This window comes from Sphingomonas piscis (genome assembly GCF_011300455.1).
Taxonomy (GTDB): Bacteria; Pseudomonadota; Alphaproteobacteria; order Sphingomonadales; family Sphingomonadaceae; genus Sphingomicrobium; species Sphingomicrobium piscis.
In genome coordinates, this window is record NZ_CP049869.1 from 1289549 (window position 1) to 1313679 (window position 24131).

The following is a 24131-nucleotide window of genomic DNA, read 5'->3' on the forward strand; positions in this document are numbered from 1 at the left end:
CTCACTCCCCGCGGATAAATGCCTCGAGATCCTTGAAGGCCTCGTCGTCCGGGACTTGCCGCATCGGATGCTTGCAAAAGGCGGTTGATGCCGGGTGGATGGCGCCGCTCAGCCCACGATCCTTTGCGGCCTTGGCGCAGCGGATCATGTCGATGGCAACTCCGGCGCTGTTGGGCGAATCCTCTACCGAGAGTCGAAGCTCCAGGTTCATCGGCACGCCGCCGAACAATTGCCCTTCCATGCGCAGGAAGCAGACCTTGTTGTCGTTTTGCCAGGCGACGTAATCGGATGGGCCGACGTGAATATTCTCGGGATCGAGGCGATGCTCGGTGACCGACTGCACCGCTTCCGTCTTGCTGATCTTCTTGGACTTCAGCCGCTCCCGGTTGAGCATGTTTAGGAAGTCGGTGTTACCACCGGTGTTGAGCTGGTAGGTGCGGTCGAGTTTGACGCCGCGCTTGTGGAATAGGTCGGTAAGGACGCGGTGGACGATGGTGGCACCGACCTGCGCCTTGATGTCGTCGCCGATGACCGGAACGCCCGCTTCCTCGAAGCGCTTCGCCCAACCCTCATCGCTGCCGATGAACACGGGGATGCAGTTCACGAAGGCGACCTTCGCCTCCAGCGCGCACTCCGCGTAAAATTCCGTCGCCTGCTGCGACCCGACAGGGAGATAGTTGACCAGCACGTCGGTGCCGGTCTCGCGCAGCACTTCGACGACATCTTCTTGGGTCGGCTCGCGCTCACCGTCGGCGAGCAGGAAGGTGCGGCCGTCGTCGTGCCCGGCCATATGGTCGGAGTAGCCGTCGAGAACCTTGCCCATGCGCACCACCGCACCGGTCTCGCCGACATGATCGCAGAAGACGGCCGTGCAATTGGGCTTTTCGAAGATCGCCTGTGCGACGTCGCGGCCGACCTTGCGGCGATCGATGTCCCAGGCGGCGACCACCCGCAGGTCCTTGGGCCGGTAGCCGCCCAAGTCCCAGTGGGAGAGCCCGATCTGCTCGTTCGCGCCGCCGTTGGAGTAATGGGCGATGCCTTGCACCAGCGAGCTTGCGCAATTGCCGACGCCGACCAGCGCGACGTTGATGGGGCGGGTAGGGTTCAACATCAGGCAGCGCTCCGTTCGGCGGCAAGCCGCTCATCACGATTGAAATGAAGGGGGGACAGCTCGGGGGCTTGCACCTCGAAACCGGCCGGGATTTCGGGCGCTTTCACGTCACCCGCCGCGCCGGCCGGCGCATAACGGTCGGTCATCCAGGCGCAGAAGTCGGCGAATGCCTGCGGGTCCTTGGCCGCGCTGGTGTGGTGCGGCTCGATGCCGAGATGCTCAGGCGTGAAGCAGAAGGTCACGGTCACGTCGAAGTCCGCCAGTGCCTCCATCTGCCGGTCGAACCAGTCGATTGCGTTCGGGCGGAAGCTGTCAGCCCAGCTGAGGCCCGTGCGGATGCGCCGGGTGCCCAGCCGCTTCATGGTCTCCACTGCCTCGTCGAGGCGGGGATCGTGAAAGTGGAACCACTGCATCAGCCCGATTTCGGCGGCATGCTTGGCGTAGATGTCCAGCGCCGGCTTGGGCGTGCCGTCTTCGCGGATCAGCCCAAGGTAGAAATGGCGGTAGTAAGACGATCCTTCCGCCTCGCGATGCCGAGTCTCCGCGCCCCAGCTCTGCGGCAGGTCAAACAGCGAATACCAGAAGACACGCGGAACGCCCGCAGCCTTAAGCAACTCGATGGTGCGTTCTATTCCGAACGCCTGCACTTCCTCGGCGCCGAAGCTGCTGACGCCCACCTCGGTGACCCACACGGGCTTGTCGGTCACCGCCCGGATCTCATCGATTTTGTCCGGCCAGGCGCTGAGCGGCCACAGATTCCAGTCGAGCGGAAAGCCGTGCACCGCGACCACGTCGACGGCGTCGAGCGCGCCATGCCCTCGATCCGCTTCAACCAATGCGTGTCGATCGGCGACATGCCGCCCAGCACCCGGGTCATCTGCGGGTTCACCGCGCGGATGGCGTTGCCGGCGGCGATCACATGGTCGGCGAACATCTTCCAGTCTGGATCGATGGCCGGATCCCAATGGGATTTGTTGTTCGGCTCATTCCAGATCATCGCGGCTTCGATCACGCTTCACTTCCCTTGGCTGGATACACGGCGGCAGGCCCGTACTTGGCGTACGGAACGGGCGCGACGCGGCACAGATAGACTTCGGGCTCGGGATTGGCCTCGATGCTGAACCCGGCGGAGCGCAGCATCGCCTGGCTGCAGGCAGCATTCGGGGCCCACCAGTTGGTCCAGTCGTTCGCGTAGGAATTCTCGATGAAGTGCATCTTGGGGTAACCGGGATCGTCGAAGATCGGCGGCTTGGTCGTCGTGCCCGGAACGAAGAAAGGATGGTCCTCAGGCACATCCGCAACCTCGTCGGATCCCTGCTGAAGCGTCTGGAAAAGCATCAGGTCGCCCGCGACATGCTCGCGGATCAGATCCAGCGCGAGCAGCGGATGCCGTAAGTGGTAAAGCACGCCCATGAAGATCACGAGGTCAAAGCGCTCACCCAGCTCGCCGACCTGGTAGACGTCCAGCTTGCGCAATTCGATGTCGCTGAAGCCCAGTTCGTCGGAGGCCAGCCGCGCCTGCGCCAGATAGCGGTCGTCGCTGTCGATCCCGACCACCCGCGCCGCGCCGCGCTTCTTCATCTCGATTGAATAGAAGCCGGCATTGCAGCCGATATCGAGCACGCTCTTGCCGGTGAGATCCTTGGGAACGACGCTCTCGAAGCGCGCGAACTTCTGCGCCGGATAGTCACCGAGGAAATGGTCGGGCGCCGTCCAGATCCCAGCTACTTCTATGTTGTGGAACCATGGGCCGAGCGAATGAATGCGGTCCTGAAGATTATCGGAAGTCGCCGGCACGACACCCGGCTCCGCAAAACTCATTCGTAAACGCCCCTACGATGCCGGTCTTTTCGGATGGGAAATAACCTCGGCACCGGGCGCAACCGACATTGTGGCAGGTAAGTTCCATGGTCGCAGGAACTAAGCTACCTGCCTTTGGTTCAGGCGTGATGATCGACACTGCCGCCGGTCAGGCGACTGCCACCCAAACCTGGCAACCCAATTTCCACTGGCTGACCGACGAGATTGCGGTTGGCGGATGCTTTCCGATGAAGAGCGTGCCCGACCTCGCCGATCGCCATGGCGTCGGCGCCGTTGTCGACCTGCGTGAAGAGGATTGCGACGACGAAGCGCTGCTTGGCGCCCACGGCATCGCCTTTCTTCACCTCCCAACCCCCGATCTCCACCCGTCACAGCTCGATCGGCTCGATATCGGCGTGCAGTTCGTTCACGAACAGATCGCTCGCGGCCGCAAGGTCCTCATCCACTGCCAGCATGGCATCGGCCGTTCCGCTTTGCTGGCTCTGTGCGTGCTCGTCGACAAGGGAATGGCGCCGCTCGAGGCGCTGAGGCTCGCCAAGGACAAGCGCGAACTCGTCTCCCCTAGCCAGCGCCAGTATGAAGGCTGGTCCGAATGGCTGACCCGCCACGGTCACCCGGTACCCAGCTATCCCGACTTCGGCTGCATCGCTTATCGCCACTTGGCGCAGCACTGAGCCTTGCTGGTCTACGGCGACCATCAGGACGAGGTCGGCATTGCCGATGCGCTAGCAAGCTTGTTGAAGCGCCTCGCTGCCATCGAAGCGAGTGAACCAGGGATCGGGCGTCATGCGGCTCTGGTCGCCGCCTTGATAGAGGCGGGACGGCTGCAACAGGGCGTTCAGGACGCCGATTTTGAGCAATCCGGCGTTGATCGTATCACCCCGGCCGGTCAGGCCTTGGGCGCTTTTCTCACCGAACTGGCCGAGCTGGTCATTGCGTCATGGCGCGATCCGGCCGCGCCGATCGCGGCCTTGCCGAAGCTGCGCGAGCTGAAAGATGCCCCCGACCGGCTGCGCCTTAACCTGCCGGAGGGCTATGCCTTCTACGCCGTCTATCCTGAGGCTTATGCGGACGCGGCAGAGAGATTGCGCCTGGACGCACCGCCGAAGGTCATCGGCCTGCGCAGCATCGGGACTTCCCTCGCCGCAATCGCCGCTGCAGCACTCGGCGCGCCGCCGCCGGTGACGGTACGGCCGGCAGGCGATCCGTTCGACCGGAAGATCGAGATCGATCCCGAACTCGAGCGCGACCTCCTCGCCCAACCAGCGCACTATGTCGTGGTCGATGAGGGGCCGGGGCTGTCGGGCAGCAGCTTCGGCGCAGTCGCGGACTGGCTCCTCGCGAAAGGAGTTCCGGAACAGCGGATCGCTTTCCTGCCGAGCCACGGCGGAGCGCCTGGCGTTCATGCGCAGCCCCGTCACCGCGAGCGCTGGCCGCGGATCCAGAAGCAGGTCGCCGATCTGGGCTCCCGACTTGCCGGCCGAGTTGCGTCATGGATCGAGCCGCTGATCGGCCCGCTTGAACGGGCTCCCATGGAAATCTCCGGCGGCGGCTGGCGGCCGCTGCTGCTGGTCGACGAAAACCAGTGGCCGCCCGCCAATCCGGTTTGGTCGCCGCGCAAGTTCCTGCTTCGTGCCGGCGGCGCGGAATGGGCGTCTAGCTTCGTAGGGTTGAGCGAGGAGGGAAACCGAAAGCTCCGGATCGCACAAGCGCTTCACGAGGCCGGGTTCGCCGCCAGGCCGGCCGGCCTCGCTCATGGCTTCCTCGTGCAGCGCTGGCATGGCGAAGCCCGCCCGCTGCACGCCGCCGAACCGCCGCTGGAGGAGATCGCCTCCTATCTCACCGCGCGAGTGCGCCTCGATGTTCCGAGGCCCGGCGCCTCGCTCGCCGAGTTGCTGCTCATGGCCAGGCGCAACGCCGGGCTAGCGCTTGGCGATTGGGCGGCCGAGCGCCTGGATGCCTGGACGCCCTGCCTTTCCGAGCTGCAGGCGCGGGTCCGTCCCATATGCAGCGATAACAGAATGGAGCCGCACGAGTGGATACGGCTTCCGAATGGCAAATTGTTCAAGGCGGACGCTCTCGACCACCATGCCGCTCACGACCTGATCGGCTGTCAGGATATCGCATGGGATGTGGTCGGCACCGTTGAGGAGTTCGGCCTTGGTGCGCAGCAGGTGCGGGAGCTGGTCAGGGCGATCGAAGCACGCACCGGCCGGCTCGTCGATGCCGAGCTCATGCACTTCCTCTCGCACGCTTATCTCGCGTTCCGCCTCGGTCAGGCGAGCATGGCTGCGGAGATGGTCGGCGAGCCGGAACGCCGACGCTGGCAGCACCGCATCGACGTGTTTGGTGAGCGCCTGCGGGTAAGGCTCAACAACATGGAACCCGTCGCAACTCCGCGGATTTCCTCACTCGGTCGCCAACCGGAACGAACCGCCTCGGGAACAAACCTTCATTCGCAGGGTTGATGATGAAGAAGAAGGTTCAACCTATTCTAATCTAAGTTAAATATTCACACGAGAAATAGGGGCGAGACTTGGCGGAAACGGTCCTGGTTACGGGGGGCGCTGGCTTTATCGGCCGCGCTGTATGCAAAGAGCTTCTGCGACGCGGCAACAATGTCCGTGTTCTCGATAGCCTGATCGAGCAAGTTCACGGCGATGTCGAACGGCCTGACGACCTTCCGGACGATGTCGAGCTGATCCGCGCCGACATCCGAAACAAGGACCTCGTCACCAAGGCGCTGAAAGGCGTCGACAGCGTGATCAACCTCGCCGCGGAGGTGGGGGTCGGTCAGTCGATGTACGCCGTCGAACGCTACACCTCGGTGAACGAGGTCGGCGGCGCCGTGCTGTTCGAAGCCTTGATCGACAATCCCGTCCGCCGCGTCGTCACCGCGTCGTCGATGAGCATCTACGGCGAAGGCCTGTACCGCGACGACGACGGCAACCTGGTCCAGAATGCGGAACGTCAGCCGCGCAAGTCGGAAAGCGACAGCTGGGAGCCGCTGGATGCCGGGGGCCGCCCGCTGTCGCCCGTCGCCACCCCGAATGGAAGCAGCCCAGCCTCGCCTCCATCTACGCCCTCGGCAAATATGTGCAGGAGCGGCAGACGCTGATCATGACTCAGGCCTACGGCATGGAAGGCACCTGCCTGCGCCTGTTCAACGTTTATGGCCCTGGCCAAGCCTTATCCAACCCATATACCGGCGTTCTGGCGATCTTCTCCTCGCGCCTGACCAATGGTCAGCGGCCGATGATCTTCGAGGATGGCGAGCAGCGCCGCGACTTCGTTTATGTCGGCGACGTCGCCCGCGCCTTCTGCGAGGCATTGGTCAACCCCAACGCCAATGGCGAGGTGTTCAACATCGGCTCCGGCCGCGACCGCAGCGTCAAGGAGGTCGCCCAGTCGATCGCTCGCGCCATGCACAAGAACGACCTGGAGCCGGAAATTGTCGGCAAGTCGCGCATCGGCGACATCCGCCATTGCTTCTGCGACGGTCGCAAGGCGGAGGAGAAGCTCGGCTTCAAGGCCGAGAAGGATTTTGACCAGGGTCTCGCCGAACTCTCCGAATGGGTCGCCGAGCAGGAAGCCAATGACCGCGTGGACGAAGCCCGGGCCGAACTCGAGGCACGAGGCCTAGTCGCATGATCGGTCGCGACGACCGTCCAATCCTTATCACCGGCGGCGCCGGCTTCATCGGCAGCAACCTTGCCAACCGCCTTGCGGGCAGCGGCGCGGAAGTTATCGTCTTCGACGCACTGTCGCGCCCCGGAGTCGAGCGCAATCTCGCCTGGCTGAAGGAACGTCACGGGTCCAAGATTACCAGCATCACGGCCGACATCCGCGACGAGGATGAGGTCGTCCGCGCTGCCAGCGACGCCAAGGCCGTTTTCCACCTCGCCGCCCAGGTTGCCGTCACCACCAGCATGGTCGACCCCCGCGAGGATTTCGAGATCAACATCCGCGGCACGGTCAACGTGCTCGATGCCCTCAGGAACCGCACCGACCGTGTTCCGGTGATCTTCGCCTCGACCAACAAGGTCTATGGCGACCTCGCCGACCTGCCGTTCGAAACGGACGGAAACCGCCACTCACCGATTGGCGATGTTGCCATGCTTGGCGTCGACGAAAGCCGCCCGCTCGACTTCCACACACCCTATGGCTGCTCAAAGGGCGCCGCCGATCAGTACGTCCTTGATTACAGCCGCAGCTTCGGAATTCCGTCCGCAGTCTTCCGCATGAGCTGCATCTATGGCCAGCGTCAGATGGGCACGGAAGATCAAGGCTGGGTCGCCCACTTCCTGATTCGCGCGCTGGAAGGCAAGCCGATCACCCTCTACGGCGACGGCAAACAGGTCCGCGACATTCTGGACGTGTCGGATGCGGTGGACGCGTACGTCGGCGCCCTCCGCAATATCGATCGGGTGAACGGCCGCGCCTTCAACCTCGGCGGCGGCCCCGCGAACGCGGTCAGCCTGCTGCAGCTGATCGACGAGATGCGCCTTATCACTGGGCGCGACGTCGACGTCGGCTTCGAGGATTGGCGCCCCGGCGATCAGCGCTGGTACGTCAGCAACACGGCGGCTGCCCGCTCGGCGCTGGGCCTGGCCGACGCCCGCCCATGGCGCGACGGCGTCGCTCGCCTCGCCGGATGGCTGGCGCAGGAACGTAATCTTCAGCTCACCCCCGAACCGCTGGCGAGCGCCGCCGAATGAGCAAGTTGCGACTGCTGCTCGTCACCGACACTGTCGGCGGCGTGTGGGTTTACAGTCTGGAACTCGCACGAGCCCTCGTCCCCTATGATGTCGAGGTCACGCTTGCCGTTATTGGCCCGCCCGCCTCACCGACACAGCGGGAACAAGCCGAGGGCATTCGCCTCATCGACACCGGCCTGCCGCTTGATTGGCTTCCGACCACGCCGGCGGAGATGCACCGCGCCGGCGAAGCGATCGCAGCCCTCGCCAGCAAGGAAGGTATGGACCTGGTCCAGACCTGCAGCGCGCCTTTGCTTGCCGACACCAAGTTCGACCAGCCGACAATCGCCGTGCAGCACAGCTGCGTTGCCAGCTGGTGGTCCGCCGTCCGCGGAACGCCGCTACCGCCCGAGTTCATGTGGCGCCGCGATCTTGTTCAGGAAGGGCTGAACCGTGCCCGCGCCGTTGTCGCGCCCAGCGTCTCCTTTGCCGCCGAAACCGCCCGGATCTACGACGTCAGCTGCCCGGTGATGCCGGTTCACAATGGCCGGCAGTCCGTGGTTCCGCTTGGCCTGCCGCAGTCGAACTTCGTCTTGACCGCCAGCCGGCTTTGGGACGAGGGCAAGAATGTCGCCACGCTGGATGCCGCAGCGAGGCTGACGTCCACACCGTTCGAAGCTGCCGGCCCACTTGCAGGCCCGAACGGCACGCGCGCCGCCTTCAACAACATCCATCACGTCGGCGAACTCGCCAGCGCGCGCTTGAGCGGCGTTCTCGCTACCCGACCGATCTACGCTTCCTCCGCGCTGTACGAGCCATTTGGTCTTTCCGTCCTGGAAGCCGCCAATGCGGGATGCGCCCTGGTGCTGTCCGACATCCCAACCTTCCGGGAGCTGTGGCGCGACTCCGCCCTGTTCGTTCCGGCGCGCGATCCCAGAGCTTTTGCCGACGCGGTCGACGCGCTGATGAAGGACACGCAGGAGCGCGAACGCCTGGGCCGCGCCGCCCGCAATCGGGCGCAGCTCTACACGCCCGCCCGAATGGGACAGAGGATGGCGGGCATCTACCGCAGCTTGCTGCCCCGCGCCGCTGCCACGCCGCAGAACGGGATGGCGGGCGCCGCGTGAGGATCGTCTACTTCACCCATTCGCTGGCGAGCTGCTGGAATCACGGCAATGCCCATTTCCTCCGCGGCGTGCTGTCCGACCTGATCGCGCACGACCACGACGTCCGCGTGTTCGAGCCGGAGGGGGCATGGAGCCTCGACAACCTCACGCGCGACCATGGTGAGCAGGGCACAGCGGCATACCGTAAGCTGTACCCCGAGCTATCGTCGACGACATACGATGCCAACGCCGATCCCTCTGAAATGACCGACGGCGCCGACCTCGTGATTGTCCACGAGTGGAACGAGCACAAATTGGTCGCCGACCTCGGTCGCCTGCGCGCGCAGGGCGCTCGCTTCACCCTGCTGTTCCACGACACCCACCACCGCGCCGTTTCCGAGCCGGAACAAATGAAGGCGTACGACCTCGGCGGCTATGACGGCGTCCTCGCCTTCGGTGAGACGTTGTCCGAGGTTTACCGCAAGTGGGGCTGGGGCGACCGGGTCTTCACTTGGCACGAGGCTGCCGACATCCGCCGCTTTCGCCCACCACTTCAGGAAGGCGCCCGCGAGGGACTTGCCTGGATCGGCAATTGGGGTGACGGCGAGCGCAGCCAGGAGATCGTCGACTATCTCCTCACTCCCGCCCGCGATGCCGGCCTGCCGCTAGACATCTACGGCGTCCGCTACCCCGACGAGGCAAAAGCCACCCTTCAGACCTTCGGCGCCCGCTACCACGGCTGGATCGCCAACGCCGCAGCGCCGGAGACTTTCGCCCGCCACCTTGCCACCGTGCACGTACCGCGGCGCTTCTACACCCAGGTGCTGCCCGGCATCCCGACCATTCGCGTGTTCGAGGCGCTCGCCTGCGGCATCCCTTTGCTGTCCGCTCCATGGGAAGATAGCGAGAACCTGTTCCGCGTCGGCACCGACTTCCTGATGGTGCGCAGTGGTGCCGAGATGACGGATGCGCTGCGCCAGCTGAAGAACGATCCCGACCTCCGCGCCAGCCTCGTGCGGCACGGCCTCGAAACCATCCGCGCCCGCCACACCACGGCGCACCGCGCGGAAGAACTGTTGACCATCGTGGAGCGGCTCCGCGCTCCCGCACTGAGGAGCGTTGCGTGAAGATTGCCTTCTACGGATCCAGCCTGCTGTCGTCCTGGTGGAACGGCGCCGCGACCTATTATCGCGGGCTTTTGCGTGATCTCGCCGCGCGCGGCTACGACATCACCTTCTATGAGCCCGATGCCTACGACCGGCAGCAGCACCGCGACATGGAGCCGCAGCCCTGGGCCAAGTCGGTCGTCTACCCGGCCACTCAGGACGGTCTGCGGTCGGTTCTTGCGGAAGCGCGCGCCGCCGACATCGTCGTCAAGGCGAGCGGCGTCGGCGTGTTCGACGACGAGCTGATCGCCGGCATCATCGAGCATAGCCGCCCCAGCGCGCTCAAGATCTTCTGGGACGTCGATGCCGCCGCAACCTTGGACGAAATGCGTGGCCAGGAAAGCCACGCCGTCCGCAAGGCGCTGCCCGACCTCGACATGGTGCTTACCTATGGCGGCGGACCCCCGGTGGTGAACGCCTACGAAGGGTTCGGAGCCGCCCGCTGCGTGCCGATCTACAATGCGCTCGATCCCTCGACCCACCATCCGGTGGCGCCGGACCAGCGCTTCACCGCCGACCTGTCCTTCCTCGGCAATCGCCTTCCCGACCGGGAGGCGCGCGTGGAGGAATTCTTCCTCTCCGCAGCGGCAGCGCTGCCGGAGCGCAGCTTCCTGATCGGCGGCAACGGCTGGGAGTCGAAGGACATCCCTTCGAACGTGCGCCACCTCGGCCACGTCTTCACGCACGAGCATAACGCCTTCAACTGCACGCCGCTTGCCGTGCTCAACGTCGCCCGCGACAGCATGGCCAACATCGGCTTTTCGCCTGCAACCCGCGTGTTCGAGGCTGCCGGCGCCGCCGCCTGCCTGATCACCGACGCATGGGAAGGGATCGAGCAATTCCTGCAACCGAATGAGGAAGTGCTGGTCGCCCGCGATGGCAAGGACGTTGCCGAACTGGTCGGCTCACTCGACGAGACCCGGGCCCGCGCCATAGGCCAGGCAGCACTTCGCCGGGTCCTCGCCGAGCACACCTACGCCCATCGCGGGGAAGAAGTGGACGAGCTGTTCAAGAAGGCCGTGGCGCCGGAGCTGGCCGACGCATGAAGCTCGTCGTCCTTGGTCTCAGCCTGTCATCCGCGTGGGGTAACGGCCACGCCACCACCTTCCGTGCACTCTTGCGCGCCTTCGCCAAACGTGGCCACGACATCCTGTTCCTGGAACGCGATGTCCCCTGGTACTGCAACAATCGCGACATCGCCGACCCGGATTATTGCCAGCTCGAATTCTACAGCTCGCTTGAAGACTTGAAGCGCTGGGATGGTGAGATCGCCGCCGCCGACGCGGTCATCGTCGGCTCCTACGTCCCCGAAGGCGTGGAGGTCGGCCGCTATGTTCAGAAAATTGCGCAGGGCGTCACCGCCTTTTACGACATCGACACGCCGGTGACGCTCGCCAAGCTGGAGCGCGACGATTTTGAATATCTCTCGCCGCGCGTGATCCCCGGATACGACGTCTACCTGTCCTTCACTGGCGGCCCGACCCTGCGCCGGATCGAGCGTCAATACGGCTCCCCCGCCGCACGCGCGCTCTACTGCTCGGTCGACCCCGACAAATATCCGGCGCTGGACGTGCCGAAGAAATGGGACCTGACCTATCTCGGCACCTACAGCGACGACCGCCAGCCCACGCTTGAGAAGCTGCTGATCGAGCCAGCGCGCCGCCTGCCCAATTTACGTTTCTGCGTCGCCGGCCCGCAATATCCGGACAACATCGACTGTCCCGCCAACGTCGAACGGATCGAGCATCTTCCGCCCTCGGAGCATGCCGCTTTCTACAACGCGTCGCGTTACACACTGAACGTCACCCGCGCCGACATGATCGCGGCGGGCTGGTCGCCGTCCGTGCGCCTGTTCGAGGCCGCCTCCTGCGCAACCCCGGTTATTTCCGACCGGTGGGACGGCATTGAGGACGTGCTAACGCCCGGCCGCGAGATCGTCATCGCTGACACCACAGAGGAGGTCGTCGAGCGCCTGTCAGGCAGCGAAGATGCCAGCGCGCTCGGACGCGCCGCCCGCACGCGGATCATGGCCGCGCACACCGCGGACCATCGCGCGGCCGAGCTGGAGCAATATATCGAAGAAGCCGCCGGCAAGGTGGTCAGTGATCGTAAAAGGGAGAAGCCTGTGGAGTTTGGCCGCGAACGGATCGCGCTTGTGACGGGTGGCGCAGGCTTTATCGGATCCAACCTGTGCGAGCGCCTGCTCGACGAAGGCGCGCGCGTCGTCTGCCTCGACAATTTCCAGACCGGCCGCCGCTCCAACATCGTGCACCTCGAAGCCAATCCGCGTTTCGAGGTGGTCGAGCACGATGTGATCGACGAGCTGCCGCAGTGGTTCAGGATGCGTGGGACCAAGTTCACCCACATCTACCATCTCGCCTGCGCTGCCTCGCCCCCGCACTATCAAGCGGATCCCGAGCATACGATGCTCACGAACGTTATGGGCACCCGCAACATGCTTCGCCTGGCGGAAGAGCTCGGCGCCCGCCTGCTGCTTACCTCCACCAGCGAGGTCTATGGCGACCCGGAGGTGCATCCACAGCAGGAGGATTATCGCGGCTGGGTCAGCTGCACCGGTCCGCGCGCCTGCTATGATGAGGGCAAGCGCGCTGCTGAAACATTGGCGTTCGACTTCCTTCGCGCCGGCCGCGCCGACGTTCGCGTCGCCCGAATTTTCAACACCTACGGCCCACGCATGCGCTGCGACGACGGCCGCGTCGTCTCCAACTACATCTGCCAGGCGATCGAAGGCGCGGACGTCACCATCTATGGCGACGGCTCGCAAACGCGCAGCTTCTGCTATGTCGACGATCTGGTCGAGGGCTTGTGCCGCCTGATGGACAGCGAGAGCGCGGTCGGCATGCCGGTCAATCTCGGCAACCCCAACGAGCTGACGGTGGGCAACCTTGCCGACCTGGTGATCGAGATGACCGGCTCCAGCTCGCGCAAGGTGCATGAACCGCTGCCCGTCGACGACCCCCGCCGCCGCAAGCCGAACATCGCCCGAGCCCAGGAGCTACTCGGCTGGGAACCGACGGTGGAACTCCGCCGCGGCCTTGAGTCTGCGATTGCCTGGTTCTCACAAGCCGGCAACCGCAACATCGAAGAAGACCGGATCGACGTGCCCCTAACCGTCGCAGCCGAATAAGGAAAGACCATTGCAATGAACGTTCCGGCGGGCACCATGCGCGCCGCGGTGCTGACTGGCCCGCGTAGCTTCACCATCCAGGATGTTCCATTGCCCCAGCCGGGGGCTCTCCAGGTGCGCATCCGCTTGGAGGGCTGCGGCGTTTGCCCCTCCAACCTGACGCCCTGGCATGGCCCCGAGTGGATGAACTTCCCGACAGACCCTGGCGCGCTCGGCCATGAGGCATGGGGCGAAGTGGACGCGGTCGGCGATGGCGTAACCGACGTGCAGGTCGGCGACCGCGTTGCGGCGCTGAGTGGTAAGGCCTACGCGCAATATGACGTCGCTGACGCCGTCGCTGTCGTGAAGCTTCCGGACTCGCTCAAGGACCTCGATCTCCCCGGGGAGCCCTTCGGCTGCGCGATGAACATCTTCCGCCGCAGCGACATCAAGGCCGGCCAGACCGTCGCCATCCTCGGCATCGGCTTCCTGGGCGCCATCCTCGTCCGCCTGGCCAGCAACGCCGGCGCCCGAGTCATCGCCATCTCGCGCCGTCAGGAGTCGCTTGACCTTGCGAAGGAGATGGGCGCCGCCGAGACCATCCCGATGCACGATCACTACGAGATCATCGATCAGGTGAAGCAGCTTACCGGTGAGCGCTTCTGCGAGCGCGTGATCGAAGCCGTCGGAAAGCAATGGCCGCTCGACCTTGCCGCCGAACTCACGGCCGAGGGCGGCCGGCTCGTGATCGCCGGCTACCACCAGGACGGCCCGCGACAGGTCAACATGCAGCTGTGGAACTGGCGCGGCTTCGATGTCGTCAACGCCCACGAGCGCGACCCGCAAGTGGCGCTTCAGGGGGTGAAGGATGCGGTGGCCGCGATCGACGGTGGTCTGATCGACCCCAGAATGCTGATCACCCACCGCTACCCGCTCGACCGGATCGACGAAGCGCTGCAGGCCACCGAGGACCGCCCCGGAAATTTCGTCAAAGCCGTCATTGTCCCCTGACATGTTGCGCCTAGGATTTCTCGGCACCGGCTGGATCGGCCGCAACCGCATGGAAGCAATGCTCGCCACCGGCTTGGCCCAGGCCGCCGCAATCTGCGACCCCAACCCGCAGATGCTTGAGGAAGCGCGTGCATCCGCTCCCAACGCGGGGTCGTCCCCGACCTCGACGCCATGCTCGCGCTCGGCCTCGACGGCGTGGTCATCGCCACCCCCAGCGCCCTCCACGCCGAGCAGTCGATCGCGGCGCTCAACGCCGGGGCCGCCGTCTTCTGCCAGAAGCCGCTCGCCCGCACCGCTGCGGAAGTTCAGTCCGTCCTCGACGCGGCCCAACGCAACGACCGTCTGCTCGGAGTCGACCTCTCCTACCGCCACACCGCCGCCATGCAGGCCGTGCGCGAACAAGTGGGCTCCGGCGCGCTGGGTCATGTATTCGCCGCCGACCTTACTTTCCACAACGCGTACGGCCCCGGTGCCGGCTGGTTCTGGGACCCGGCACTATCCGGCGGCGGTTGCCTGATCGACCTAGGAGTTCACCTCGTCGATCTCGCGTTGTGGATGTTCGATTTCCCCGAGGTGACCAGCGCCACCGCCTCCCTCTTTCGCGACGGACGCCCGCTCCAGCCGAATGAGGTTGAGGATTACGCCGTCGGCACGCTCCAAGTCGCGACCGGCGCGACCGTCCGCATCGCCTGCTCCTGGAACCTGTCCGCCGGCACCGATGCAGTGATCGAAGCCAAATTTTTCGGCAGCCAAGGCGGCGCCGCGATGCGCAACGTCGACGGATCCTTCTTCGACTTCACCGCCGAACGGTACGAGGGCCGCAACACAAGCACCCTGACCACCCCGCCCGACGAATGGGGTGCCCGCGCCGCTGCCGACTGGGTCCGAACGCTCGCCGGCGGCGGTCGCTTCGCCGAGAGCACCACGGGTCTGCTCGACAGCGCCCGCGCCCTCGACCGTCTCTACGGACGCAGCTAAGCAATCCCCGAAAAAGGGGAAGCCGATGCCAGCGCCATTCGACAAAGTCGCCATCATCGGCCTCGGCCTGATCGGTTCCTCCATCGCCCGCGCTACTCGCGAAGCAATGCCGGGCCTTCAGCTGTCCGGCTTTGACGCGGAAGACGGTATTCGCGATCGTGCAAGGGGGCTTCAGCTTGTCGACCAACTCCCGGACGATGCCGCGGAAGCCGTGGATAACGCCGACCTTGTCATCCTGTGCGTTCCCGTCGGTGCGATGGGCGCCGCAGCCGCTGCCATCGCGCCCAGTCTGAAACCGGCGGCGATTATTACAGATGTCGGTTCATCCAAGGCGTCGGTAGCTGAAACGCTCCGCCAGGCGCTCCCCGGCGCCACGATCATCCCCGGCCACCCGATCGCCGGCACCGAGAACAGTGGCCCCGAAGCGGGTTTCGCGACGCTCTTCAAGGGCCGCTGGTCGATCCTCACCCCCGCCGCCGATGCGCCGATGCACGCGATCGAGAAGCTCACGGCCTTCTGGTCAGCCCTCGGCGCCAAGGTCGAATGCATGGACCCGCGGCAGCACGACCTTACGCTCGCCGTCACCAGCCATCTGCCGCACCTCATCGCCTACACGATTGTCGGAACCGCCAGGGAGTTGGAGAATGTCACCGAAGGCGAGGTGATCAAGTATAGCGCCGGCGGCTTCCGCGACTTCACCCGCATCGCCGCCAGCAATCCGACCATGTGGCGCGACATCTTCCTCAGCAACAAGGAAGCGGTGCTGGACGTCCTCGATCGCTTTCGCGGCGATCTCGCGGGCCTCGAACAGGCAATCCGCGACGACGACGGTGCGACCTTGCACGACTGGTTCAGCCGAACCCGTGCCATCCGCCGCGCCATCATCGACCAGGGTCAAGATGTCGCCGCCGCGGACTTCGGCCGAGCATCCAGCCCGGCGCAACCCAAGGGTTGAACGGATGACCGACAGCGCTCCTGAACGCCGCAACACGGCGCGTATTCTCACTGCCAGCCTCGTCGGCACCTCCGTCGAATTCTACGACTTCTACATCTATGCGACGGCGACCAGCCTGGTCTTCGGGCCGTTGTTCTTCCCCGCCAGCTCGCCGTCCGTGCAGCTCCTCTTCTCCTACGCAAGCTTCGGCCTGGCCTTCCTCGCGCGGCCCTTGGGCGGCATTTTATTCGGCCATTTCGGCGACCGCGTCGGGCGGAAGTCGACACTGGTCGCATCCCTCCTGCTGATGGGAGTTTCGACAGCGGCCATCGCCATTCTTCCAACCTATGCGATGATCGGCTGGGTCGCTCCTCTGCTTCTGTGCCTTCTTCGCTTCGGGCAGGGGCTTGGCCTGGGCGGCGAGTGGAGCGGCGCAGCGCTGCTCGCCGTCGAGAACGCACCGAAGGGATGGCGTGCCCGCTACGGAATGATGCCGCAGCTCGGCGCGCCCGTGGGCTTCATTGCGGCGAACGGCTTCTTCCTGATCCTGGCGGTGACCCTGACACCCGACCAGTTCCGCGACTGGGGCTGGCGGGTGCCGTTTCTCGCAAGCGCCGCGCTTGTGGCGCTGGGCCTTTGGGTGCGGCTGAAGCTAACGGAGACCGCCGCCTTTGCCGCGGCAGTTCGGGATGAAGCGCCGGAGCGAGTCCCGGTGAAATCCTTGCTGAAGGATCATCTCGGCCCGACGCTCGCCGGGACCCTGGGCGTGATCTGCTGCTTTGCCCTCTACTACATCGCGACGGCCTTCGCGCTGGGTTTCGGCACGACCCAATTGGGCTACGATCGCTCGTCCTTCCTCCAGGCGCAGCTCGGCGCCATCCTGTTCATGGCGGTCGGCATCCTCATCTCGGGCTGGCTTGCCGATAAGAGCAGTGAGCGCCGGGTACTGCTTGGCGGCTGTCTTGCGACGATCCTGGTCGGGGCCACGCTTCCCGCCCTGCTCGGCAGCGGCTCTCTGGCCGGAGTCTTTGCCTTTATGGCGCTCGCATTGCTCGCCATGGGCTTCGTTTACGGGCCGCTCGGCGCATGGCTGCCGAGCCTCTTCCCGGCACGGGTGCGCTACACCGGCACTTCGGTCGCGTTCAATCTCGGCGGGGTCATTGGCGGAGGGCTGACCCCCGCATTAGCGCAGCTGATGGCCGAGCGGGGCGGCCTTATTCCGGTTGGCGCCTATCTGGCAGGCGCAGCGGTGTTGAGCGCCGTCGGCCTTATGGCCGCAGGCAAGCGCAACGAGGGATCGACACTGGACCAATGAGGCAGCGACCTCACGCAATCCCTTAGGGGCGAACGGCCTCAACGATCCGGCTCGATCGGTCACCCAACGGGGTCGTTGTACGAAGCTGAACGGATGACGAGACCGGAATTGGTCGCAGGTACGTCTGCCATTGTCCTCCGTGAACACGATACTCGATCGGTGTTCCGGGAAGTTCGGAGTTCGCCTCGAGCATTCCGGTCACGCGGGCACCGGGCGGTGCCAGGCGGTACTGGATGCCGGCGACGCTCAGCTGGGCGAGGTGGAACGGCAGCTTGCCCGCGAAGGCTGCCCAGTCCTGCCGGAGCGCGGCGCCGACGTCCTTGTCCCCATAGCCGTAGGTCGCGCCTGGCTTGGACACGACTTCCCAGGGTGCGCGATGCCAGGCGCGCTCGGCGAAGGCGAGCAGGCGCGGGAACAGCATCTGGTCCACGAGCGCATCGCTCCGCACCGTCTCGCTCCACAGCTGCGCCTGCATGCCGGCGATGCGCGGGATGACCGCCGGCGCGGTCACCGTCACCGCCTGGTTCCTGCTGTTCTTCATCACGGCCGCATTGGCCGCGAGACTCTCCGGCATGAAGCTGAAGACCTTGAACGTGTCGGTACCCCGCGTCGGCCAGTCGTAGCCGCGCTCCAGAGGGTGCGGCGCATACGGCACGTCGAAGTAAAGCACCGTCGGAACGGAGATGACGGCGTCCCAACCGCGGCCGGCATGATCGGCCGTCTCGGCCGGAGCGGCGGTGAACAGGTCGCTCCAGATGTTCGACTGCACCTTGGCGGGCATTTTGGCTGGATCGACATGCCCCATCCCATCGCTCCAGCCGCCCACGGCAATACCGCGGCGAGCTAGCGAGGCCGAGACTTTCTCGATGAACATGGCGCCGAGTTGCGGGGCCGTGCGACGGGTTGCCGCCATTACCTTCTTGCAGGCCGGAGAGTTGGTCCACGCGCCGGCGGTCTCATCCGCGCCGATGTGGTAGGTCTTCAGCGGCGTTCCGGCTGCCGCGTGCATGGCGACGACGTCGTCGATGACTTCGTCGAGAAAGCGATAGGTGCTTTCGAGACAGACGTTGAGCGTGTTGTCCGAATAGTGTTGGACGCTGCTGTACTTGGTCCTGTCCGCCGGTTCGACGAGGCGGAACCGCTCCGCCTCCGCTCGCTGGCCCATCCGCATCAAGCGCCGGTAGCGGGCCTCCATCGACCGGATCGCCGCACGGGAGTGGCCGGGCATGTCGAAGGAGGGGATCACCTCGATGTGGCGCGCCTTGGCCGCCTGCAGGATCTCGCGATAGTCGGCCTGCGTCAGGAAGCCGTTCACCGCCGCGTCGCGGTCGGGCCCCGACCCGAGTTGCGGCAGCAGGCAACGGTCTTCGGCGGGATCGAAGCAGCGGAAGCCGCCGACCTCCGTCAATTCGGGGAAGCGGCCTATCTGCAGCCGCCACCCTTCGTCGTCGCCCAGGTGCAGGTGCAGCTTGTTGAGCTTGTAGACTGCCATTCGGTCGATCAGCTTCAGCACTTGGCCTTTGCTGTGGAAGTTGCGGGCGAGGTCGAGGTGGAGCCCGCGAAATGGCAGGCGCGATTCGTCGTCGATCACCAGCGGGCGCAACATGCCCTTTTCGAACGCGACCTGCTGGGCGAGCGACTGCAGCGCATTGGCCGCCCCGGCCGGGGTTGCGGCTTCAATCTGAATGGCGCCATCGGCTGCCCGAAGCCGGTACGCGTCCGCCTTCAAATCGGCTGCGCCAACGCGGATGCGCAGGTCGGGCCCGCGCTCGAACGATGGAACGCCATCGTCTGAAAGCCGGTCCAGCGCCGCGGCCACATCGCTTCGCTGCAGGCCCGCCAGTCGCAAGGTCACGCCGCCGCGCAGGTCGACGGGTTGGCCGCCGGGCCGGGACACGAAAATCGGCGTTGGGATGATGGCGATGTCCGGTGAGGTAGCGGCTCCACGACTTGCGTAGAGGTCGAACGCCCGGTCCGCCGTCAGCCAGCGCGTATCGTCGTTCGGGCCTGCCGTTGCCAGGCGCTGCTCGTCCGTCATCGGGGCCACAAACGGCAGCAATTCCATTCCGCTCGCAGGGTCGATCCGCGGCTTGGTCGCGTCGATCACGCGGGCCTGGAGCGTTCCCGAAGCAACGAACATGTTCGGCATCGGATAATAAGCGGAGAAGAAGTGACCGCCGGTCCAAAGCTGCAGCCGGTAGGTGGCGCCTCCGGCAAGATGCACGTCGGCGCGGGGCTCGATAACGTGGAGGTCGCCGTTGAGGTGCCGAACCTCGAACGCGTTGCTGACGCCCTCGATCACCGGGCTGACCGAACTGAAGTAAAGCTTGAACCGGCCGGCAGCGATGTCTGACGGAACCGTCCTAGGCATGGTCAGATCGAGGTGCGACAGGAAGCAGCCGCTCGCCTGCTGGGGACAGGTTGGCGGCCGATTATCCACGATGGTCAGTCGCACGCCCATGTTGCGGGCCAGTGCGTCGACCTCGCCTTGGGTTTGGGCGACGGCGGGGGCGAAACAGCCGATGCCGGCCAGCAGGGCGAAAAGACGTGCGACCTTCACCTTGTTACCCCTTCACGCAAACCCTCGCCAAAATGCAGATGCAGCAGCGGAACGTCGCCGACCAGCAGATGAAGTCGGCGATCGTCGACGAAGGCGGCGCCGTGCGGCACTGCCTTGCCGAGAGCATCAAGGTCGACGCGAGCGCGATCGGCGACTTTGACGCTCAGCCGACCGGCCTTGTCGTGCCAGCCCCTGACGTTTGATGGACCGCCGAGCGCGCCGAGAATGGCTTCGGCATCTGGCGCGAAGGGCCCCACCGCCGGCGCGCGCGCAAGCTCTGCACGAATGTTGGACGCGACCTGATCGGCCACCGGGCCGAGAACGACCTGCAGCAAGCCGGGTCCGGGACGAACGAACCCGCGCGCGCCCAACCTTCTGAGGCGCGCCTCGTCGATCGCTGCCTCCCCGACGTTCAGGCGCAGCCTGGTGGTGCATGCGTCCACGCTCCGGAGGTTCGCCGAACCGCCGAGCGCCTGAATGAAGGCGCCCGCCTTGACGTCGTCGGTGCCCTTCTCGGCGATTGTCTCGCCCGCCGGTTCCCGCCCGGGCGTCAGCAGGTTTAAGCGGGTGATGCAGAAGCGGAAGGCGGCATAATAGATGCCGGCATAGGCCAGCCCCACCGGCAGCAGCAGCAAGGGCCGGGTCGACTGGCGGAAGTTCAGAACATAGTCGAACAGGCCCGCCGAAAAGCCGAAACCTAGCCTGACCCCAAGCGCGTCCATCAGCGCCATCGACACACCGGTCAGAACCGCATGCACCAGGTAGAGCAAGGGCGCGAGGAACATGAAGGTGAACTCGATCGGCTCGGTGACGCCGGTGAGAAAGCTGGTGAGCGCAAGGCTCGTCAGCATGCCGCCGACGAGCGTGCGGCGTTCGGGCGGCGCCGAATGGTACATGGCGAGACAGGCGGCTGGCAGGCCGAACATCATCACCGGGAAAAAGCCCGACATGAACTGGCCCGCGCTGGGGTCACCGGCGAAGAAGCGCTTCAGGTCGCCCGTCGTCCCGTGAAAGTCGCCGACGATGAACCAGGCGAGATTGTTGAGGATGTGGTGAAGGCCGGTGATGATCAGCAGCCGGTTCAACAGACCATAGAGGAAGAGGCCGACGCCGCCTGCCTGAACCACCCAATGGCTGAGCGCATCGATGCCGCCCGCAAGGATGGGGAAGCCCAGTCCGAAGATGATCGCGCCGAGCACCCCCGCAACGCCCGCCGCGATCGGGACGAACCGACGGCCGCCGAAAAAGGCGAGATACTCAGGAAGCCGAATGTTGCTGTAGCGGTTGTACAGCCACCCCGAGACCAGCCCGGCCGCAATTCCGCATGGGACGCTGAGCTTGGCCATCTGCTTGGCCTTCCACGCCGCCACCGCCAGGTCGACGGCGGCCTGATCGGTAAATCCGCCGTTCGCCTCCGGAGGTACGGCCATCAGCGCTTTCGCTCCCTCAACGGCAACGAAGTAGGCGACCGCACCGGCGAGCCCGGCCGCCCCATGGTTCTCGCGCGCAAGTCCCACCGCCACGCCGATGGCGAACAAGATACCGAGGTTGGAGAAGATCGCTTCGCCGGCTGCGGCGATGAAGGTGAGGTTGAGCAGGTCCGGTTGCCCGAGCCGAAGCAGCATCGCGGCAACCGGCAGCACGGCAATCGGCAGCATCAGCGCGCGGCCGAGCGGCTGAAGCTTGTCCAACCCGATCCGCATCAGCTCTTCTCCGCCAACAAGGTGCGAACCTCCGCCGCCGTTCCAAGCGACAGCGCTTGTTCGGCCAGCGCGCGGCAATCTGCCGTCGTAAGGTTGCGGACGGCTGCCTTGACCTCCGGCACCGCGGCCGGGACGGCGGACAGCTCCGTCGCGCCCAGGCCGATGAGCAGGGGCGCGGCCCGCGGTTCTGATGCCAACCCGCCGCAAATGCCAAGCCATTTCCCCTTGGTCGCGGCACCCTGCGCGGCTTGAGCGATCAGGCGCAGCACGGCCGGGTGCAGCGCGTCCACCATCCCCGCCACGGCCTGATTCCCGCGATCGACGGCAAGGGCATATTGGCTGAGATCGTTGGTGCCGACGGACAGGAAGTCCGCTTCCTCGGCCAGACTGTCGGCAAGTACCGCGGCGCTCGGCGTTTCGATCATGACCCCCAGCGGCACATGGTCTTCGCTTCCGGCTGCCGCCTGCGCCTCCGCGAGCAAGGCACGCACGGCCCGGAGTTCGGCAACGTCGACGATCATCGGCACCATGATCCGGCACTGGTTGGCGGGAACGCTCGCGAGGATTGCGCGCAGCTGAGTCGACAGCAGGTCTGGCCGGGCAAGGCTCAGCCTGACGCCGCGGCGGCCAAGGGCGGGATTCTCCTCCGCCGGCTGATCGAGATAGGGCACCGGCTTGTCGCCGCCGATGTCCAACGTGCGGACGATCAGCGGCCTGCCGCCGAGTGCCTGGGCAATACTTCGGTAGACGTCGCGCTGCTCCTCGAACGTCGGAGCTGCCGGTCGGTCGAGGAACAGGAATTCGGTCCGGAGCAGGCCGCACCCTTCGGCGCCATATTCCACCGCGCGGGCCGCATCCTCAACCGATCCAAGATTGGCGAAGACTTCGATTCGGGTCCCGTCCGCCATGATGCAGTCCGCCGCCGCCGCCTGCTGCTGGTCCGACCGGATTGCAGATTCGGCTGTGATCGTTGCCCGGGTCCGCTCCACCTGCTCTGCGCTCGGGGCAGCATTGAAGCGTCCGGCGGTCGCATCGAGGATCGCCATCGTTCCGTCTGGAACCGACAGAATACCGTCTCCCGCCGCAACCAGCATCGGCAGCCCTGCCGATGCCGCGAGGATGGCAACGTGCGACGTCGGACCGCCGCCGGCGCTCACGATCCCGCCGACGCGGTCGGCTGGAAGCGCCATGAATTGTGAAGGCAGCAGATTGTCGGCGATGATGATCGCGGTGTCAGGGATGGCGGTTGCGTCGATCTCCGGCTGTCCGGTCATCTTGGCGATCAGCCGCCGCTCGACATCGACCAGATCGTCGATCCGCTCGATCAGGAAGGCGTCCCCCGTCCTGCGAATCTGGTCCGCCATCTCGCGCGTCGCCGCACGCCAAGCGTACGGTGCGCTTCGGCCCGCATCGATATGCCGCAATGCCGCAACCGCCAGCTCCGGATCCTCGAGGATCGCGCGATGGGCAAAGGCGACGCCGCTGGCACCTTCGACCTGCTTGCCAAGCTCGTCGCGCAAGGCGTCGACGGCGCCGTGAAGCCGCGCCTGTTCCGCAGCAACGCCCACCCCATCGGCAGGCACATCGGCGTCGGCCGCAATCAACTGAACCACTGGGCCGATCGCCAGTCCGGGGGCGGCGCAGACGCCGGGAAAGCGTGGTCCCGAGGCGATTGGAACGACTTCCGCAGGACGGGGGGCAGCGGCGTTCAGCTCGCCCATCCCGCTGTCGATCAGGCTTTTGACCGTCTCCGCCGCCGCGTGCGCATCCTCGCCGGACGCCGAGATGACGATGTCAGCGCCGTGACCGATCCCGAGGGTCAGCAGGGCAATCGTGCTCCTGGCATTGCCGGACCGACCGTTGGCCTCGATCTGCACCTCGGCGGTAAAGGGCTTGAGCGCCGCAGCGATCCGTGCCGCGGGCCGGGCGTGGATTCCATGGGCCAACCGGACGACCGTTTGCAGCCGCACGGCCCCGGAGATTTGCGATGCTGATGCCGCGACCAAGCCTCCATCATCGCCGCTGCCGACCAGATGGAGCAGCGGTTCCCCCGCCCGCACTGCCCGGTTCAACGCAAGCGGCCGAACCTCATAGCCTTCGGACAGCAGGAGGATGGGTGTGAGCAGGCTCTTGGCGCCACGTGCCACCGCCTCGAGATCGATGGCGATCAGCGGGTCGCCGGCGCTCACGCGTGCACCGACCTCGGTCTTTACGGCGAACCCACGCCCCCCGAGTGCCACCGTTTCCAGCCCAACGTGGATCAGCAGTTCCGCACCATTTGCGAGCCGCAGTGTGATGGAGTGCGAGGTCGGCGCAATGGCGATGACTTCACCGTCCGCCGGGGCGCATAGCTCCGGCCCAAGCGGATCGATGGCGAGACCGTCGCCCATCATTCCTTCGGCAAATACGGGGTCGTCGACCTCGGCAAGTGGCCGGACCCAGCCGGTCAGCGGCGCCTTCAGCAACAGGTCGGTCAAGATGCTTCACACGTCACTGGGATCGACCTGGCTCCTCGTCCGCCATTCATGCGCCTGAGCGCAAGGCGAGGCAACGCCGTGGCGGCAGCGGCAGGCGATGCATGGGGGTACATGGCCTGCCGCTG

20 protein-coding genes are annotated in these 24131 nt (G+C 65.6%); 13 read left to right on the forward strand and 7 right to left on the reverse strand.

What is annotated here, in order from left to right; translation table 11 throughout:
- Position 1 precedes the first annotated feature (1 nt).
- Genes G7077_RS06330 through G7077_RS06340 form a run of 4 tightly spaced genes read right to left on the reverse strand, consistent with a single transcriptional unit; the run spans position 2 to position 2932 of the window.
- On the reverse strand, positions 2-1111 hold the full coding sequence (locus tag G7077_RS06330; protein WP_166410964.1) for an inositol-3-phosphate synthase: 1110 nt from the start codon (positions 1109-1111) through the stop codon (positions 2-4).
- Complete coding sequence (locus G7077_RS06335) at positions 1111-1818, reverse strand: glycoside hydrolase 5 family protein (protein WP_246167449.1); 708 nt, start codon at positions 1816-1818, stop codon at positions 1111-1113. Before G7077_RS06335 ends, G7077_RS06330 begins: the two co-directional genes overlap by 1 nt.
- A complete protein-coding gene (locus tag G7077_RS14095) occupies positions 1815-2123 on the reverse strand; it encodes a hypothetical protein (protein WP_246167451.1) in 309 nt (102 codons plus the stop codon). The genes G7077_RS06335 and G7077_RS14095 overlap by 4 nt, the downstream gene beginning before the upstream one ends.
- Positions 2120-2932, reverse strand: a complete 813-nt coding sequence (locus G7077_RS06340) for a TIGR04290 family methyltransferase (RefSeq protein ID WP_166410965.1) — start codon at positions 2930-2932, stop codon at positions 2120-2122. The genes G7077_RS14095 and G7077_RS06340 overlap by 4 nt, the downstream gene beginning before the upstream one ends.
- Before the next feature lie 128 nt (positions 2933-3060).
- On the opposite strand from G7077_RS06340, the gene G7077_RS06345 reads away from it, so the two are divergent.
- The 13 genes from G7077_RS06345 (at position 3061) to G7077_RS06400 (ending at position 17266) form a co-directional block, all read left to right on the forward strand.
- Positions 3061-3606, forward strand: a complete 546-nt coding sequence (locus tag G7077_RS06345; protein ID WP_206367711.1) for a protein-tyrosine phosphatase family protein — start codon at positions 3061-3063, stop codon at positions 3604-3606.
- A gap of 3 nt (positions 3607-3609) precedes the next feature.
- Positions 3610-5400, forward strand: coding sequence for a hypothetical protein (locus tag G7077_RS06350; RefSeq protein ID WP_166410967.1), 1791 nt, complete (start codon positions 3610-3612; stop codon positions 5398-5400).
- A 68-nt stretch (positions 5401-5468) separates the two neighbouring features.
- On the forward strand, positions 5469-6050 hold the full coding sequence (locus tag G7077_RS14280; RefSeq protein WP_281347059.1) for an NAD-dependent epimerase/dehydratase family protein: 582 nt from the start codon (positions 5469-5471) through the stop codon (positions 6048-6050).
- 2 nt (positions 6051-6052) lie between these two features.
- Entirely contained in the window at positions 6053-6583 is a 531-nt protein-coding gene (locus tag G7077_RS14285; protein ID WP_281347060.1) for an NAD-dependent epimerase/dehydratase family protein, read from the forward strand.
- Complete coding sequence (locus G7077_RS06360) at positions 6580-7650, forward strand: SDR family NAD(P)-dependent oxidoreductase (protein ID WP_166410968.1); 1071 nt, start codon at positions 6580-6582, stop codon at positions 7648-7650. Before G7077_RS14285 ends, G7077_RS06360 begins: the two co-directional genes overlap by 4 nt.
- The gene (locus tag G7077_RS06365; protein ID WP_166410969.1) at positions 7647-8756 is read left to right on the forward strand and encodes a glycosyltransferase family 4 protein; all 1110 of its coding nucleotides are present in this window, start codon (positions 7647-7649) and stop codon (positions 8754-8756) included. Before G7077_RS06360 ends, G7077_RS06365 begins: the two co-directional genes overlap by 4 nt.
- A complete protein-coding gene (locus G7077_RS06370) occupies positions 8753-9862 on the forward strand; it encodes a CgeB family protein (protein WP_166410970.1) in 1110 nt (369 codons plus the stop codon). The genes G7077_RS06365 and G7077_RS06370 overlap by 4 nt, the downstream gene beginning before the upstream one ends.
- On the forward strand, positions 9859-10947 hold the full coding sequence (locus G7077_RS06375; RefSeq protein ID WP_166410971.1) for a CgeB family protein: 1089 nt from the start codon (positions 9859-9861) through the stop codon (positions 10945-10947). The genes G7077_RS06370 and G7077_RS06375 overlap by 4 nt, the downstream gene beginning before the upstream one ends.
- On the forward strand, positions 10944-13049 hold the full coding sequence (locus G7077_RS14405) for a bifunctional glycosyltransferase/UDP-glucuronate decarboxylase (RefSeq protein WP_166410972.1): 2106 nt from the start codon (positions 10944-10946) through the stop codon (positions 13047-13049). The genes G7077_RS06375 and G7077_RS14405 overlap by 4 nt, the downstream gene beginning before the upstream one ends.
- Before the next feature lie 15 nt (positions 13050-13064).
- Positions 13065-14039 carry an MDR/zinc-dependent alcohol dehydrogenase-like family protein gene (locus G7077_RS06385; RefSeq protein ID WP_206367712.1) on the forward strand — a complete coding sequence of 325 codons (975 nt, stop codon included), beginning with the start codon at positions 13065-13067 and terminating at the stop codon, positions 14037-14039.
- A gap of 171 nt (positions 14040-14210) precedes the next feature.
- Positions 14211-15017 carry a Gfo/Idh/MocA family protein gene (locus G7077_RS06390; RefSeq protein ID WP_246167452.1) on the forward strand — a complete coding sequence of 269 codons (807 nt, stop codon included), beginning with the start codon at positions 14211-14213 and terminating at the stop codon, positions 15015-15017.
- A 25-nt stretch (positions 15018-15042) separates the two neighbouring features.
- On the forward strand, positions 15043-15972 hold the full coding sequence (locus tag G7077_RS06395) for a prephenate/arogenate dehydrogenase family protein (protein ID WP_166410973.1): 930 nt from the start codon (positions 15043-15045) through the stop codon (positions 15970-15972).
- 4 nt (positions 15973-15976) lie between these two features.
- Positions 15977-17266, forward strand: coding sequence for an MFS transporter (locus tag G7077_RS06400; protein ID WP_166410974.1), 1290 nt, complete (start codon positions 15977-15979; stop codon positions 17264-17266).
- Positions 17267-17288: 22 nt separating this feature from the next.
- Here the strand turns inward: G7077_RS06400 and G7077_RS06405 are convergent, their stop codons facing one another.
- Genes G7077_RS06405 through ptsP form a run of 3 tightly spaced genes read right to left on the reverse strand, consistent with a single transcriptional unit; the run spans position 17289 to position 24006 of the window.
- On the reverse strand, positions 17289-19826 hold the full coding sequence (locus tag G7077_RS06405) for a family 20 glycosylhydrolase (protein WP_246167454.1): 2538 nt from the start codon (positions 19824-19826) through the stop codon (positions 17289-17291).
- Complete coding sequence (nagE, locus tag G7077_RS06410; protein ID WP_166410975.1) at positions 19823-21529, reverse strand: N-acetylglucosamine-specific PTS transporter subunit IIBC; 1707 nt, start codon at positions 21527-21529, stop codon at positions 19823-19825. Before nagE ends, G7077_RS06405 begins: the two co-directional genes overlap by 4 nt.
- Positions 21529-24006: a phosphoenolpyruvate--protein phosphotransferase gene (gene ptsP / locus G7077_RS06415; RefSeq protein ID WP_166410976.1), complete on the reverse strand. Its 2478-nt coding sequence runs from the start codon at positions 24004-24006 to the stop codon at positions 21529-21531. Before ptsP ends, nagE begins: the two co-directional genes overlap by 1 nt.
- Between the last annotated feature and the right edge of the window lie 125 nt (positions 24007-24131).